The sequence below is a fragment of the Pseudomonas sp. Irchel 3H9 genome, assembly GCF_900187495.1.
Taxonomy (GTDB): domain Bacteria; phylum Pseudomonadota; class Gammaproteobacteria; order Pseudomonadales; family Pseudomonadaceae; genus Aquipseudomonas; species Aquipseudomonas sivasensis.
Genome location: NZ_FYDK01000001.1, coordinates 51,161 through 65,451, shown reverse-complemented (window position 1 = coordinate 65,451; position 14,291 = coordinate 51,161). Strand labels below are relative to the sequence as shown.

At 56.2% G+C, this 14,291-nt stretch carries 19 protein-coding genes; 13 read left to right on the top strand and 6 right to left on the bottom strand.

Features of this window, described 5'->3' with window-relative positions:
• Positions 1-46 precede the first annotated feature (46 nt).
• From CKW32_RS00330 to CKW32_RS00270, 13 genes are all read left to right on the top strand, one after another.
• Positions 47-652, top strand: a complete 606-nt coding sequence (locus CKW32_RS00330) for a 50S ribosomal protein L25/general stress protein Ctc (protein ID WP_032886113.1) — start codon at positions 47-49, stop codon at positions 650-652.
• A 167-nt stretch (positions 653-819) separates the two neighbouring features.
• On the top strand, positions 820-1,404 hold the full coding sequence (gene pth / locus CKW32_RS00325) for an aminoacyl-tRNA hydrolase (protein WP_003171596.1): 585 nt from the start codon (positions 820-822) through the stop codon (positions 1,402-1,404).
• 22 nt (positions 1,405-1,426) lie between these two features.
• Positions 1,427-2,527, top strand: a complete 1,101-nt coding sequence (ychF, locus tag CKW32_RS00320) for a redox-regulated ATPase YchF (protein ID WP_095183770.1) — start codon at positions 1,427-1,429, stop codon at positions 2,525-2,527.
• 303 nt (positions 2,528-2,830) lie between these two features.
• Complete coding sequence (locus CKW32_RS00315) at positions 2,831-3,754, top strand: sigma 54-interacting transcriptional regulator (protein WP_032886110.1); 924 nt, start codon at positions 2,831-2,833, stop codon at positions 3,752-3,754.
• A 541-nt stretch (positions 3,755-4,295) separates the two neighbouring features.
• Complete coding sequence (locus CKW32_RS00310; protein ID WP_095183769.1) at positions 4,296-4,664, top strand: EscI/YscI/HrpB family type III secretion system inner rod protein; 369 nt, start codon at positions 4,296-4,298, stop codon at positions 4,662-4,664.
• Positions 4,665-4,669: 5 nt separating this feature from the next.
• Positions 4,670-5,470 carry a type III secretion system inner membrane ring lipoprotein SctJ gene (gene sctJ / locus CKW32_RS00305; protein ID WP_032886108.1) on the top strand — a complete coding sequence of 267 codons (801 nt, stop codon included), beginning with the start codon at positions 4,670-4,672 and terminating at the stop codon, positions 5,468-5,470.
• 13 nt (positions 5,471-5,483) lie between these two features.
• Positions 5,484-6,032, top strand: coding sequence for a type III secretion protein (locus CKW32_RS00300; protein ID WP_095184307.1), 549 nt, complete (start codon positions 5,484-5,486; stop codon positions 6,030-6,032).
• A gap of 11 nt (positions 6,033-6,043) precedes the next feature.
• Positions 6,044-6,637, top strand: a complete 594-nt coding sequence (gene sctL, locus CKW32_RS00295) for a type III secretion system stator protein SctL (RefSeq protein WP_095183768.1) — start codon at positions 6,044-6,046, stop codon at positions 6,635-6,637.
• 84 nt (positions 6,638-6,721) lie between these two features.
• Complete coding sequence (locus tag CKW32_RS00290; protein WP_032886104.1) at positions 6,722-6,940, top strand: hypothetical protein; 219 nt, start codon at positions 6,722-6,724, stop codon at positions 6,938-6,940.
• A 76-nt stretch (positions 6,941-7,016) separates the two neighbouring features.
• Complete coding sequence (locus CKW32_RS00285) at positions 7,017-7,334, top strand: type III secretion protein (RefSeq protein ID WP_256226246.1); 318 nt, start codon at positions 7,017-7,019, stop codon at positions 7,332-7,334.
• Positions 7,335-7,348: 14 nt separating this feature from the next.
• Positions 7,349-9,472: a type III secretion system outer membrane ring subunit SctC gene (gene sctC, locus CKW32_RS00280; protein WP_032886101.1), complete on the top strand. Its 2,124-nt coding sequence runs from the start codon at positions 7,349-7,351 to the stop codon at positions 9,470-9,472.
• Positions 9,469-9,672, top strand: a complete 204-nt coding sequence (gene hrpT / locus CKW32_RS00275; RefSeq protein WP_095183767.1) for an HrpT family type III secretion system protein — start codon at positions 9,469-9,471, stop codon at positions 9,670-9,672. The genes sctC and hrpT overlap by 4 nt, the downstream gene beginning before the upstream one ends.
• Positions 9,673-9,683: 11 nt before the next feature.
• Positions 9,684-10,034 (top strand): hypothetical protein, encoded by a 351-nt coding sequence (locus CKW32_RS00270; RefSeq protein ID WP_032886099.1) that lies wholly within the window; start codon positions 9,684-9,686, stop codon positions 10,032-10,034.
• Here the strand turns inward: CKW32_RS00270 and sctU are convergent, their stop codons facing one another.
• The 6 genes from sctU to CKW32_RS00240 are packed head-to-tail and all read right to left on the bottom strand — an operon-like array spanning position 10,035 to position 14,215.
• Positions 10,035-11,132 carry a type III secretion system export apparatus subunit SctU gene (gene sctU, locus CKW32_RS00265; protein WP_095183766.1) on the bottom strand — a complete coding sequence of 366 codons (1,098 nt, stop codon included), beginning with the start codon at positions 11,130-11,132 and terminating at the stop codon, positions 10,035-10,037.
• Entirely contained in the window at positions 11,129-11,917 is a 789-nt protein-coding gene (gene sctT / locus CKW32_RS00260) for a type III secretion system export apparatus subunit SctT (protein ID WP_095183765.1), read from the bottom strand. The genes sctU and sctT overlap by 4 nt, the downstream gene beginning before the upstream one ends.
• Before the next feature lie 10 nt (positions 11,918-11,927).
• Positions 11,928-12,191, bottom strand: a complete 264-nt coding sequence (gene sctS / locus CKW32_RS00255) for a type III secretion system export apparatus subunit SctS (RefSeq protein WP_032886096.1) — start codon at positions 12,189-12,191, stop codon at positions 11,928-11,930.
• A 7-nt stretch (positions 12,192-12,198) separates the two neighbouring features.
• The gene (gene sctR / locus CKW32_RS00250) at positions 12,199-12,852 is read right to left on the bottom strand and encodes a type III secretion system export apparatus subunit SctR (protein ID WP_032886095.1); all 654 of its coding nucleotides are present in this window, start codon (positions 12,850-12,852) and stop codon (positions 12,199-12,201) included.
• On the bottom strand, positions 12,849-13,865 hold the full coding sequence (locus CKW32_RS00245; protein WP_095183764.1) for a FliM/FliN family flagellar motor switch protein: 1,017 nt from the start codon (positions 13,863-13,865) through the stop codon (positions 12,849-12,851). The genes sctR and CKW32_RS00245 overlap by 4 nt, the downstream gene beginning before the upstream one ends.
• Entirely contained in the window at positions 13,859-14,215 is a 357-nt protein-coding gene (locus CKW32_RS00240) for a type III secretion system HrpP C-terminal domain-containing protein (protein ID WP_371853973.1), read from the bottom strand. The genes CKW32_RS00245 and CKW32_RS00240 overlap by 7 nt, the downstream gene beginning before the upstream one ends.
• Positions 14,216-14,291 lie beyond the last annotated feature (76 nt).

The following is a 14,291-nucleotide window of genomic DNA, read 5'->3' as shown; positions in this document are numbered from 1 at the left end:
CTGGTCGCAAACGCTGGGGCGAATGTGGTTATTTTGGAGATACAACATGAACGATTTTACTCTGAATGCTGAAGTGCGTTCCGACCTGGGGAAAGGTGCGAGCCGCCGCCTGCGTCGTCTCGCAAGCCTGGTTCCAGCTGTAGTTTACGGTGGCGAAAAAGCCCCTGAATCCATCAGCATGCTGGCTAAAGAAGTTGCCAAACTGCTCGAAAACGATGCTGCCTACAGCCACGTTATCGAACTGAACGTTGGCGGCAAAAAGCAAAACGTCATCATCAAAGCTCTGCAACGTCACCCATCCAAGGGTCACGTCCTGCACGCTGACTTCGTACGTGTCGTAGCCGGCCAGAAACTGACCGCTATCGTACCTGTGCACTTTGTTGGTGAAGAAGCTCCGGTCAAGAAAGGTGGCGTTGTTTCCCACACCACTACCGAGCTGGAAGTAAGCTGCCTGCCGAAAGATCTGCCTGAGTTCATCGAAGTCGACCTGTCGGCTGCTGAAATCGGCACCATCATTCACCTGTCCGACCTCAAGGCCCCTAAAGGCGTTGAGTTCGTTGCACTGGCTCACAACGACGACAAGGCTGTTGCCAACGTCCACGCGCCACGTGTTGTAGCAGAAGATGAAGCAGGCGAAACCGCTGCAGAGTAATGCTCTCTGCGGCATCGGAGCTTGAGGAAACATCGCGGACCGAAACGTAGCGAGAAAGCGGGCGATAACGCGAAGTTTATCTCTGGATAAGTGAGCTCCTGTCGTCCACTTTCGCCGCACTCCGGTCAGGCGATGTTATCCACAACTCCAAAGGAAGGGCCCCTGTCGTGACTGCCATTAAACTGATCGTTGGCCTGGGAAATCCAGGCGCCGAATACGAACAGACCCGGCATAACGCGGGGGCCCTTTTTGTTGAGCGTATCGCCCATGCCCAAGGTGTAAACCTGGCGGCCGATCGCAAATATTTTGGCCTGACCGGGCGCTTTTCGCACCAGGGTCAGGATGTTCGTCTGCTGATTCCCACCACCTACATGAACCGCAGCGGCCAAGCTGTTGCGGCGCTTGCGGGCTTCTTTCGAATCAAACCCGAAGAAATCCTGGTGGCCCATGACGAACTGGATCTGCCACCCGGCGTAGCCAAGCTCAAGCTTGGCGGCGGGCACGGCGGGCACAACGGCCTGCGCGACATCATCGCGCAGTTGGGTAATCAGAATAATTTTTACCGTCTGCGGCTCGGCATTGGCCACCCAGGCGTTGCGAGTATGGTTTCAAATTTCGTCCTGGGTCGTGCGCCACGCGCCGAACAGGAAAAACTCGATGCCAGCATCGACTTTGCCCTCGGCGTGCTGCCGGATATCTTCGCCGGTGAATGGAACCGCGCGATGAAAAACCTGCACAGCCAGAAGGCCTGACTTTTTTCCGAGGGGAAACACCATGGGATTCAATTGCGGCATCGTCGGCCTGCCCAACGTCGGCAAATCCACCTTGTTCAACGCTTTGACCAAGTCCGGTATTGCGGCGGAGAACTTCCCCTTCTGCACCATCGAGCCTAACAGCGGTATCGTGCCGATGCCGGATACACGCCTGGACGCTCTGGCAGCGATCGTCAATCCGAAGCGTGTACTGCCGACCACCATGGAGTTCGTCGACATCGCAGGTCTGGTAGCCGGCGCATCGAAAGGTGAAGGCCTGGGCAACAAGTTCCTGGCCAACATCCGCGAAACCGATGCCATCGCCCACGTGGTCCGCTGCTTTGAAGACGAGAACGTGATTCACGTCTCCAATAGCGTCGACCCGAAACGCGACATCGAGATCATTGACTTGGAATTGATCTTCGCTGACCTCGACAGCTGCGAGAAGCAACTGCAGAAAGTCGCGCGCAACGCCAAGGGAGGCGACAAAGACGCCGTGGTCCAGAAAGGCCTGTTGGAACAGTTGATCGCGCACTTCACCGAGGGCAAGCCGGCACGCAGCCTGATGAAAAGCATGGGCGCTGACGAGAAGGCCGTGATCAAGGGCTTCCACCTGCTGACCACCAAGCCAGTGATGTACATCGCCAACGTGGCTGAAGACGGTTTCGAGAACAACCCGTTGCTCGACGTGGTCAAGGCCATCGCCGACGAAGAAGGCGCCATCGTGGTGCCGGTTTGCAACAAGATCGAAGCGGAAATCGCCGAGCTTGATGACGGCGAAGAAAAAGACATGTTCCTCGAGGCCCTGGGCCTGGAAGAACCAGGTCTGAACCGCGTGATCCGCGCCGGCTACGAAATGCTCAACCTGCAGACTTACTTCACCGCTGGTGTCGAAGAAGTCCGCGCTTGGACCGTCAAGGTCGGCGCCACCGCGCCACAAGCTGCTGGCGTGATCCACACCGACTTTGAAAAAGGCTTTATCCGCGCAGAAGTGATCGCCTACAACGACTTCATCCAATTTAAAGGTGAAGCCGGTGCCAAGGAAGCCGGTAAGTGGCGCTTGGAAGGTAAGGAATATATCGTCAAGGATGGCGACGTGATGCACTTCCGCTTTAACGTGTAAGCAGCCGCCGCAAATAAAAAAGCCGATGCAATGCATCGGCTTTTTTGTGGGCTATGATTAAAACTCAGACAAAGAAAACACCCACACTCAATTATCAGATTCCCCCTACTCACTTCCCAGGCTTATAGATACAACAACACTCAAACAACTAAATAGCTATAACCAACGATGTTTTCCTACACCATTGCAGTACATACCCGCTTTAAGCGCACATCATAATCCTTATACGCTTCACTTTAGCGATCGGCGTCTGGATAACGCCGTTAAACAGTGAAACACTCGCAACAATGGAGCGCCCAGTTAATGCCGGCCCACTCTAATGGGGAAAATGAATCGACCATCTTACTCAATGATGGCCCGGATATTGAAAACACACTTAACAGTACGGCATCCCTCAACATTGACATTTTACTACTTGGGGAAACCGGTACTGGCAAAGATACATTGGCACAACGGGTTCATCGCTTATCGGGACGACGGGGTAATTTTGTTGCCGTGAACTGCGCAGCTATTCCTGAAAGCCTCGCAGAAAGCCAATTGTTCGGAGTCAACAGCGGTGCTTATACCGGGGCAATGCAATCACGGGCCGGATTTGTCGAAGCCGCCCATTTAGGTACCCTGTACCTCGACGAAATCGACAGCATGCCATTGAGCTTACAAGCCAAACTGCTTCGGGTGCTGGAGTCGCGTGGGGTGGAGCGCTTGGGCTCAACCCGTTTTATCCCGGTGGACATGCGTGTCATCGCGTCCGCACAGCATTCGCTTTATCAGATGGTCGAGCACGGCACTTTCAGGCGTGACCTGTACTTTCGCCTGAATGTCGTCAACATCCAGCTCCCGCCGCTGCGCGATAGGCGAGAACGCATCATCCCGCTGTTTCTGGAAATGATCCAACAAGAAGCTGCCCAGTTCAAATGCAATGCCCCGCCACCGCCTGGTGGGCTGTTGCAACAGCTGCTGTGCCACCCCTGGCTCGGCAATGTTCGTGAACTACGCTCGACGGCCAAAAGATTCGTGCTGGGCCTGCCACCGCTTTCGACGTCGTCGAGCCAGTTGCAGGATAACCAAATGAACCTTAAGGCACGCCTGCAGCACATTGAAAGGGCATTGATTGAAGAGTCCTTGTGCCGCCATCTCTACTGCGTGGATACCGTGGCGATTGAGTTGGGTATTGCGAAGCGCACGCTGTACTACAGGATGAAACAATTGGACATCTCATTGGCTTGAGGACACAGAGCTCATTAAAGACTCAGTAAGGGTGCCATGCTTCTACCCTCAGCACTCCAATCATCCAGAAATATCTAGCCATAGACATATCAGGAACGCTTTAGCGTTGCGAGCCACATATTCAAAGCCTGGTTCAAGTTACAAAAAGTTCCAGACATCAGGGCTTGGCTCACGACACGTGAGTCAACGTTCAAAATATCCAAATCGGAGTCTTATTATGAATGGTATATCCGGTAGCAGTTCATACGGTGGATACGCATACGGCAACAGCATGATGTCCAGTGAACTCGATGGAGTACAGAGTGGCAGTGGTTCCCGTTCCGCTTCTGAACGCGCAGAGGAAGTCGCCGAGCTTACGTTCCAAGAAAGTTTGAAATCAAAGATGATTTCGGGCTTGTACGCCGCGGCTAAAGAAATTCGCTCGTAACATGATTACCTCCCTGGCTCATTAGCCGGGGAGGTTGTCATATGAGTCGATGTAATAAATGCGGCATCAGCCATTATCAAGAACCTGCTTCAGACACCTCACCGCAGGCCCTATATGCAGATAGAAGCATTTGACTTTTCAACGCCAAACAAACTTCACAGCAACACGGGCGTCACACGGGAACCTTCAGCTTCCAGTACGGATGTTGGTTTCTTCACCTCAATGCTCGAAGGGTCGATATCAAACACGCCTGCCTCCGCCAACCACACTGTATTGGCCATGCTGACCGAGCCATCAAAACATATCGGAGATGCCAAAGATCGCCTTGCACGCGCGTTGAAATCATCAAGTAAAGGGATGGACGCTGACAAGTTCAGAGAGTACCCGCAGGAACTTTCTAATGTAGCGCTAACGACCCAACTTTTAGTAAAGAGCCTTGGCAAGACAAGCCAATGCATCGACAAAATCTGTAACCTGCAATAGTGAACATGACTAAATACCTGCCTGCCGCCCTACTTCTGACTTTTGCATTCATGCTAAACGGTTGCAGCGACCGCGTTGAACTTCATCGACAGCTTTCTGAGCAAGAAGCCAATGAAGTGGTAGCGGAATTGGCAGACAAACATATTCGCGCCCAAAAAATCCCGTCCAAAGACGGTGTCGTCGTGGCGGTTAACACCGCCGATATCGGGCGTGCCGTACGTACATTGGAAGCCGCAGGATTACCTAGAGTGGCACGAACCACGTTGGGCGATACCTTTCGCAAGGAAGGGGTTATTTCCACTCCACTGGAAGAACGAGCACGCTATATCTACGCCTTATCCCAGGAGCTTGAAGCCACCTTATCCAACATTGACGGGGTAATTATTGCCCGGGTGCACGTGGTATTGCCCGAACGCATCGCACCGGGGGAACCAGTCCAGCCCGCTTCAGCGTCAGTATTCATTAAGCATGACCCACGGCTGGATCCCGATAACATTCGCGCGCGCGTTCGCAGGATGGTGGCGAGCAGCATTCCAGGCATGACCACTGCAGTGGATAACCTGCAAAAACTCAGCGTGATCTTTGTACCTGCCACCACCTACCAGGAGCAGCAGCGGCTGGTGTATTTCGGCCCTTTCCTGGTGCCAAGCGATGATCTTGGGTTTTGGCGAGGCAGTGTTATCGCGGTATTGCTTGGCGTGGCGTCCTCCTTGGTTGCCGGGCTATTCCTGTTCAGCCGCCGCCAACATCCTCCGCAAGAGCCGCGCATAGCCCACGAACAGGATGGCACCTCTCATGACACCTGAGCTGGATCACTCCATGAGTGAACATCTGGCCTGGGCTCAATGGTGGGCGTTCCCCTGGAGGCACGCCCACGAGGACTGGAGGGGCGACAAGTACCCCGCAATTAACGTGCTTTATCGCAACAGGCGGTCCGCGCCGGACGACCTCACTGGCATTGTTGCGTGCTTGCCTCCTGCCCCTCAACCGACGGTACTTCGCTTGGCCCTTGCTTCAACGGAACAACTCAACCTGGCGCTGACACTGGTTCACGACACGTTCAATCCTGAAGCGGCGACGCCGTTGAGCGAGAGTCAGCACCTGTGGTGCATGCGTTTATCCAAGGCGCTGCCCCCTACCATGCTGTCGCGCGATGCTGATCCATTGCAATTGCTCTCCAGCTGGGTAGAGCCCGAGACCTGGCGGCGCCTTCGACTGAGATTCCCCCGTAACCGCGTACAGGCGGTTGAGAAAAGTACCGTCTCACTCGAAAACGCAAGCAGTCGACTGAACACGCTATGGCAAGCCGTAGTCTGGCGCGTGACGACATTGGCAAACGCCCCCCTGTCACCTGACCCGAACGCGTAAGGAAAACAGCGATGTTATGCCGACACACCATTGAGTTGCTCAAGGATGCTTCGGAATTGCCACGTTGCCTGATCCCCCGGGAAGAGCTTGCAAACTGGGCACACGCTAACCAACTCATCAGTCGCGCCAAGGCACAGGCTGATGAACTGGTAATCCAGGCAGAGAAGCGATGCGAAATGCTGCTGGAAAAGGCGTCCCTGGATGTCTGGCAACGCGCAGACGCCCAACTCAAGCGCTGGGAGCGTGACCGTCAAGCGATGTGTGACAACCTGGAGGTGTATGCAACATCAATCACCAACCAGGCGATTCGCTGCCTGCTTGACGACACGGTGCCCCCCGAGCGGCTGGCCGCCCTTCTGAGGCAACTACTGGCAAACCAGATTCATGAGATCAACGCCTCGCTGCTCTGTCACCCACAGGACATTGAGGAGATAAAACAGTGCCTCGCCAATCAACAGGCAACACTCTGGAAGCTCCAGCCCGACGAAACAATCCCTGCGCAGACCCTTGTATTGAAAACCGATGAGGGTGATTTCCGTATTAGCTGGCACTCGATGCTCGATGCTTTTTTCAATCAAGCAAAGGAATACCGGATAGACATTTAATTGCATCCGCCTGGCGTCCTGCACAACGCTACTTAACAACAATTGATCCCCCCATGCACGTCCACCCAAGACAAAGGAACGCCCATGAGTCTTTCCAACAATCTTTCACAAGAACTTTCAAGAAGCAGCAGTATTGCCCACAAGCTGTATAAGCAGAGTTCAAGCAACGGTTCTAAAGATGGGGCTGACGCTGAATTATTCTATGAACTTGCCGTCAAGAACACACTTTCCCAAATGGCGTATCTGGAACATAACCGCGTTTCGCATATGTTGCTCAAAAGTACTTTTGAGAGTTTCCAATAACATGCAATCGCTAGTTCGTGATTGGTTAAGTGGCTGTAGAGAACAACTCAGTTTGTTTGAGGGTGATGACCAAATCATGCTGAAACGTCAGGGAGACGCTTTGTTACTTAGCGCTCAACTGACCTCAATCCGCGCAGACACCACCACCTTGCAGCACTGGATGCGCCTGGGCGCGGCCAGCCTGAATCATTTCCATGGCGCACTGGCTCAAAAAGCTGACAGCGGCGCGTTATGGCTGATTCAGAAACTGCCAGTTGGGCAGGGAGAGGCTTACGTGCTCGGTTGCCTTGAGGCCCTGCTGAACCAACGCGACACCTGGCGCGCCACAGTCGCGCGCTTTGCTCGCCCGACTCAAAACCTCAAACCCACCTCGCTACGCTCACTGTCGTACTAACCCGAGAACCGACAATGCATAACAAGAACCATGAGCACAGTCGCTTACGCCGTGCTTCGCCCAAAGAATTTCCCTGGCGTAACGCTATTCTGCTTTCCTGGCTGCTGATCCCGGCACACACCGCATTGGCCGCCATCCCTTCCGATTGGAAAAACACCGCTTACGCTTATGAGGCAGAACATAAGCCCTTGCGTGACGTGCTCGTCGATTTCGCTCAAGCCTTTGGTACTCAACTGCAAGTCGAGGGGCTGTTGGAGGGCAACGTCAATGGCAAGATCCGCGCTAACACCCCGCAATCGATGCTCGACAGGTTGGGGGTGGAACACCGTTTCCAGTGGTACATGTACAACAACACCCTCTATATCAGCACGCTGGACCAGCAAGAGTCTGCGCGCCTGGAAGTTTCTTCCGAGACCATTGCCGATCTCAAGCAAGCGCTCACGGATATCGGCTTGCTCGATAGCCGCTTCGGTTGGGGTGAGTTACCAGAAGACGGCGTAGTACTCGTATCTGGCCCTCGTCGCTATATCGAGCAAATCAAACAGTTCAGCAGTCAGCGTCGTTCGCCGGATGAAAAACAGAGTGTGTTGAGCTTCCCGCTCAAGTTTGCCAATGCAACGGACCGGCAAGTGGATTATCGCGGCGAGAAACTCAACATTCCGGGGGTGGCGAGCATTTTGCGAGGGTTACTGGAGCCTCGCGCCAACTCGACCCTCAATCGACTGAATCAGGGCTCCACGTCACAGCCTGCGCCCCTCGTGCCGAACATCCCAAGATTGGGCAACCCGTTGCTGGGGCAAATGCTGGGTGCAAACGGCCATACCGCGCCGTTGGACGCTCCCCCCACACTCACACCGCGCGCTGCGGCGCCTGGCAGCCGAATTCGCGTTGAAGCTGATGTGCGCAACAACGCCGTGCTGATTTACGACCTGCCTGAACGCCTGGCCATGTACCGCGAGCTGATCACCCAACTCGATGTCGCGCGCAAGCTGGTGGAAATCGACGCGATTATTCTCGATATCGAGCGCACGCAATTGCGAGAGTTCGGGGTGAACTGGGGCTTTCAGAACAGTCGGTTCCGCGGCGGCGTCAATATGGCTCCGGGCACTTCGTCGCAGCTGTCGATTGAAAACCGCGAGCGCTTCTACGCGGATATACGCGCGCTGGAAGCCAAAGGGTTGGCAAGCATGGTGTCCAACCCCTCCGTTCTCACGCTGGAAAACCAACCGGCGGTAATTGACTTCAATCGCACCCAATACCTGACACCGGGTCGAGAGAACGCCACCATTTTACCGGTCACTGTGGGCACCAGTTTCCAGGTTGTTCCCCGTGTCATCACCAGCCGTGGCGGTCACCAGATCCACCTGGCGGTGGATATTGAAGACGGTAATTTCGACGAAACCAACCCGTCCCCCGGCAATCTGGATGTGCGCCGAGGCAAGGTCAGCACCCAGGCGGTCATGGAGGAAAAACGCTCGCTGGTGGTCGGAGGCTTCCACGTCACCGAAAGCAGCGACCAGCGCAACAAGGTGCCCTTGCTGGGAGATATTCCATTCATAGGCAAGGCGCTGTTTTCGTCGACCGAACGGCAGAACAACCGGCGTGAACGCTTGTTCATCCTCACTCCGCGCGTCATTGGCGATCAAGCAGACCCTTCACGCTACCTGCCCCAGGCGGACCAGGTCGAATTGCAAGCGGCCCTTGCACCTCTGGCCAGGCGCGATGCCCCTCACCCGCCCGTGATAAAGCGCAGCGATATCATCAGCACACTGGCGCATATGGTCAGTGGTGAAATCCCCAAGGGCTTCAAGTCTGCGCCAATGCCACTGGGGCTGAACACCTTGTGCAGCACCCGCGACATCCTGGCACTGAACACCGAACGCAGCCAGTGGTACACCGGCCCGGATTACAACGTGGCGGTGGTAGTGCTGAGCAACCAGTCCAAGCGCTATGCCCGTATTGACGAAAATGAGTGCAGCACGCCGCAGACCCTGGCTGTGAGCGTGTGGCCGCGCGCCTGGCTGAAGCCGGGTGAAGAAGCCGAGGTATTTATCGCCATGCGCCCAGTGGTGAAGGATGAACACCTCAGCGTGCCCCGCCCCTCCTTGATCACTCCTGCTCCGAAGGCCACACCATGAAACATCGCCTATTGTGCGTCACCCTGATCGGCACGGCACTGCTCGTCGCCGGCTGCACGCCCACCTGCAAGGGCGACTCCTGCTCACGCCCTCAATCGAGCAAAGACAAGATGGTGATCTGGTGGCCACCTCAGATGCGCGCCGAGCCTGGCCCCGCCGGGGAACGGGCGGACTACCAGACCATCTCGCTGGAACGGTGAGTCTCCAAGAAATGCCCGACACTCAACGCCAGGTATTTCTGGACAACCTGGTGAGCGGCGCTGCCGCTCACCTGGCACTCGCTCCCGGTATCACGGCCTGTGCACTGCACGCAGGCAAGCGTTCGGGGCTGGCGTTGCAGGTGGCGCGTGAAGCGTTGCAGGCCGGGCAATTGCAGCGGATGCTGGAGCGGCGCTTTGAGCAGGCCGTCGTATTTGATGGCTGTTTTATCTACCTCGACGCCCAACACACCTTGGTGATCTGGCACGCACTGTCCGCACCGCGTAGCGCGCTCGACAGGATCCTCAGCCGGATGCTATCGCTGGCCAATCTCGAAGCCTTGGACACAAGTTCCGGTCGCTGATCAGCGCCGCTCCAACTCTGGCAACTCCAAGGTTTCGCGTTTGGCTTCATCATCGAGTTCACGCAAGGTGCGGTAGATCAGCGCCACAGCCTGCAAGGTTTCACGGGGAATGCTTGCGCCCAACTCCTTTGTGTAGAGCAACCGGGCCAGCCATACACATTGGATGACCGGCACCTCGGCGGCCTTCGCCTGCGCAATTAATTGGCGGGCCACGGCATCCGTACCTTTGCTCACCAACAACGGCAGCGGCGTCGTGCCGGGGCGGTAATACAAGGCGACTGCAAAGTGGGTCGGGTTGACCACCAACATATCGGCCTCTTCCAGCTTGGGCAGCTTGACCTTCGGTTCTTCCTGGGCCAATTGCTGCGCCAATGCACGACGTTGGCCCTTCACATGGGGGTCGCCTTCCATGTCCTTGTACTCTTTGACAACCTCGACTTGCGTCATGCGCATGCGCTTGGCGAAGAAGTGCTTCTGCAATGTAAAGTCGAGAATTGCCAGTATCAGCAATAGCCCAAGACAGGCATGCAGCAGGTAGCGGAACAATGCGATCAGTGCCAGGAGGTAACTTTGCAGATCGCTGTTGGCAAGGTTGATCAACGCCCCAAGAGAAGGCCAGACCACTACATACACGATCACACCCAAAAGCACGGCTTTGACGATGCTCATCAACAGCGTCATTAGCGACTGGGCAGAAAAAAATTGCTTGAATTGACTGATCGGGTTGAGGCGATTGAAATCGAGCTTCAGTGTTTCCGGGGCAAACAGCAGACCGAATTGCATCCAACTGCTGATCAGCTTGGTGGCAATCGCTACGCCGGCCATCAACAGGCCGAATGAGAAAAACACCACCAAGCCTTCAAACAGCACTTCTTCCAGCGCCCGCACAAAGGGCTGATCAAGACGTGAGATCGGCAACACCATCAATTGCTGGAAACGCTGCAAGCTACTCTCGGCGGTGAATAAGGCAATTTCACTGATGGCGGCCAGCACCAGCAACTTGGCCACATCCTGACTTTGAGCAACCTGGCCTTTTTTACGCTGATCGCGCAATTTCTTGGCTGAAGCCGGGTGCTTTTTTTCCCCCGAATCACTCATGGCATTGAGGCCTTAAATAAAAGGCCCAGCGAGTGTTTCAGATCACCCAACTGGCTCATACGTCCAACGATCAGGTCCTGCAGCAGCGCAAAGTACAACAGCAGAATACCGATACCCGCCAGACACTTCACGGGAGGTGCCAGCGTACTCACCTGTAACTGCTGGCTGTAGACCCCCAGCAGCGCAATGCCGAACTCCAGCAACAGCAGCACCGCAATAAAGGGCGCTGCGTAGAGCATCATATGCATGAAGGTGTCCCCAAGCAGGCCGAGGAATACGCTCATGCCATTCGGTGCAGGGAGTGGAAACCACACGGTGGGTGGCCAGATCAGGTAACTGTCCCAGATCACCTGGGTCAATGCGCCTAAGCCCAACGTCACCATCAATAGAAAAATCGCCAATTGCTTGAACAGATGTCCAATCGGTGTGGCGTCCGGACCCAGTGAAGGATTGAGCTGACCACCCGCCAAGGCCCCGCGCTGGTTATCCAATAGCGCGCCCACCGCTTCGAACATCCAGAACGGCATCGCCAGCAGCACCCCCAGCAACAAACCCAGCGCTACCTCCTTGATTATCAGCGCCGCGAGTATCATCGCCGAGTAGTCCTGGCCCTCCAACATTGCGTGAATGCCCGGCGCCGGCATCAGCGCCATGACCATCACAAGGACGTGCCTGAGCATGCCGCGTATATGCTGGAAACAGAACGCAGCCACCAGGATGCAACAGGGGTAGATACGTGCCATGCCGATGACCAGGCTGGGCAGGTAGTCGAGATAGAGCAACACAGGCGAGACCTCAGTTCAGGGCCGAGCGGCCAATCATGTCGAAGGTCAAATTGATCAGTTGGATCAACTCCACGCCAATCCAGCGTCCCGTCAGGATCAATGTGATCCCTACCGCCACCAGCTTGATGCCAAACGGCAGCGTCTGGTCCTGGATCTGCATCAGTGCTTGCACCAGGGATGTCAGCACCCCCACCACCACAGCCACAATCAACGGTGGCGCCGACAGCACCACCACCAGCAACATGCCCTGCTTGAACAGCACGATCGGTTCCATACGCCACTCATAGATAGGAAAGGAACAAGCTGTCGAGCAACCGCGACCAGCCGGACACCAGCACGAACAACAGCAATTTGAGTGGCAGGGAAATGGTCATTGGCGAGACCATTTGCATGCCCAGTGCCAGCAGCAGGTTGGAGACAATCAGGTCGATCACGATGAAGGGAATGTAGATCAGGAAGCCGATCTCGAACCCTGCCTGCAGTTGCGACAGTACGAACGCCGGAATCAGCAGGATCAGGTCTTCGCGCTGCACCTCCCGCGCCATTTGCTCAGGCCACAGGCGCGTGGTGTTTTCCTGCAGATGCGTCAATACATCTGCATCCACATTGCGCAGCATAAATGCGCGCAACGGTTGGATGGCCTCACTGCCCGTCTGCAGAAACGTTTGCACGTTACTCATGTCCAGGGGTGAGACCTTGACGCTCTCGGCAATCTCATAGCCAACCGGCGCCATGATGAACAGCGTGGCCGCCAGCGCAATACCATTGATGGCCATGCTTGGCGGCACCTGCTGCACACCGATAGCGTTGCGGGTGATCATCAGCACAATGACGATCTTCAAAAACGATGTGCAGATGATCAGCAGCATGGGCATCAACGCCAATGCCCCCAGAAATACCGCCAGGATAAGGGGGTCTATCCCCTGAAGCGTCATGGGCCGAACATCACACGGGACAACTGCAACCCCAGGCGCCCGTCGACTTCCACCAACTGGCCCACGCCAATGGGCCGATCGCCGTAATACAGACCGGCCATACCGGGAGCATAACCGGCAATGCCCAGCACCGAGCCGGGCGCGAGGTTACGCAGTTCACCCAACGTCAGGTTCAGTGTTCCGCAGCGTACGTTCAGTGCCATGCTTAACTCATCGAACGGCTCATTGCCGAATACATCCATCACGGGCTCCTCTTCCTCATGTCCCGAGTGGTGGGGGGGTGCAAAATCTTCGTCCACAGACGTGTCCTCGATAGATGTAACAGTCAGACACAACTGCCTGGTGTCGTCGTCAATGCAGCCATGCAGCCGCTGCCTGCCAGCCTGTACATAACCGGTGCCCTGAGCTTGGAAAAAACTCTGCTCAAACACCAACACATCACCGGTGCGCAGGCTGCGTAGTTGTGCAATTGGTAACTTCATGCACCCGAGGGTGACGGCAATGGCCAGTTGAAAAGACGCCGGCATCGGCGCAGCAATGGCACGCCACGGTCCGGCCTCACACAAGGCCAGAAAGCTTTCACAGTTCAGCCAAACGTAACCGCCGACCCGGGAGCCCCCCAGGGTCACGCTGAGCCGACAGCCAAACTCCGTGGGGCGATCCGTTTCCAGCAAGCGCACATAACCCAGCAACGACCGTATCTCGGGGCTCAGGTGGTACTGATACAACGCCCAGAACCAGGAATCCGGATCGTTGCCAAACTGGGCCAAGGTCATCGGGCACTCACTCATCAGGCTGAGCAACGGCCCTGCTTCATCGAGCGCCAGCACACCACACGCCGTCTCAAAGCACACAGGCTTGCCACCGCCAGCAGACGCATGCCCCGGCTCAAGCCGCAACTCGCCGGCCTGCCCGGCAACCTGAAACGGCAGGCTTAGCCCGCGCCCCAATCGACGGCGGGCGGCAACCGTATCGCCATTCATCAAGGGAACTGTCAGCGCCGGCATCAGCATGCGCAACCGACGGCGGGCAGACGCAGGCTCACCGCAAGGCCCAGCTCTCCAGCGAGCCGACCCTCACACTGCTGGCGTACGCCACTGAGCCAGCGCGCCGTAGCGTCCTGTTCCGCCTCCAACTCGATCGCCCAGCCCCCCTGCTCACGGCGCACGCTGGCGTTGATTCGCCCCAAGCGAGGCAAGTACAAAACCGCCTGCAACGGCCAATGCGAAGCGAGCTGCACACGAGGCGCCAGTTGCTCGGTCAGTGCCACGATCATGGCAATGTCAGACGACGCCTTCTTGCTGGACAAGGAAGCCCCCGCCCCAGAAGCATTACCGTCGTCGGTAAAAAGTTGGGCGAACACTCGCCCGAGTTCCAGAGGCACACCTCCTGTCGCGCGTGGCTCAACATCTTCGCGTGGCTCACGGGGACGTGGGCGC

Bases quoted from the DNA above. Each gene is read 5' to 3' on its own strand.
- CKW32_RS00330 (WP_032886113.1), top strand. From the start codon at position 47: ATGAACGATTTTACTCTGAATGCTGAAGTGCGTTCCGACCTGGGGAAA.
- ychF (WP_095183770.1), top strand. From the start codon at position 1,427: ATGGGATTCAATTGCGGCATCGTCGGCCTGCCCAACGTCGGCAAATCC.
- CKW32_RS00315 (WP_032886110.1), top strand. From the start codon at position 2,831: ATGCCGGCCCACTCTAATGGGGAAAATGAATCGACCATCTTACTCAAT.
- CKW32_RS00310 (WP_095183769.1), top strand. From the start codon at position 4,296: ATGCAGATAGAAGCATTTGACTTTTCAACGCCAAACAAACTTCACAGC.
- sctJ (WP_032886108.1), top strand. From the start codon at position 4,670: ATGACTAAATACCTGCCTGCCGCCCTACTTCTGACTTTTGCATTCATG.
- CKW32_RS00300 (WP_095184307.1), top strand. From the start codon at position 5,484: ATGAGTGAACATCTGGCCTGGGCTCAATGGTGGGCGTTCCCCTGGAGG.
- sctL (WP_095183768.1), top strand. From the start codon at position 6,044: ATGTTATGCCGACACACCATTGAGTTGCTCAAGGATGCTTCGGAATTG.
- CKW32_RS00290 (WP_032886104.1), top strand. From the start codon at position 6,722: ATGAGTCTTTCCAACAATCTTTCACAAGAACTTTCAAGAAGCAGCAGT.
- CKW32_RS00285 (WP_256226246.1), top strand. From the start codon at position 7,017: ATGCTGAAACGTCAGGGAGACGCTTTGTTACTTAGCGCTCAACTGACC.
- sctC (WP_032886101.1), top strand. From the start codon at position 7,349: ATGCATAACAAGAACCATGAGCACAGTCGCTTACGCCGTGCTTCGCCC.
- hrpT (WP_095183767.1), top strand. From the start codon at position 9,469: ATGAAACATCGCCTATTGTGCGTCACCCTGATCGGCACGGCACTGCTC.
- CKW32_RS00270 (WP_032886099.1), top strand. From the start codon at position 9,684: ATGCCCGACACTCAACGCCAGGTATTTCTGGACAACCTGGTGAGCGGC.
- sctU (WP_095183766.1), bottom strand. From the start codon at position 11,132: ATGAGTGATTCGGGGGAAAAAAAGCACCCGGCTTCAGCCAAGAAATTG.
- sctS (WP_032886096.1), bottom strand. From the start codon at position 12,191: ATGGAACCGATCGTGCTGTTCAAGCAGGGCATGTTGCTGGTGGTGGTG.
- sctR (WP_032886095.1), bottom strand. From the start codon at position 12,852: ATGACGCTTCAGGGGATAGACCCCCTTATCCTGGCGGTATTTCTGGGG.
- CKW32_RS00245 (WP_095183764.1), bottom strand. From the start codon at position 13,865: ATGCTGATGCCGGCGCTGACAGTTCCCTTGATGAATGGCGATACGGTT.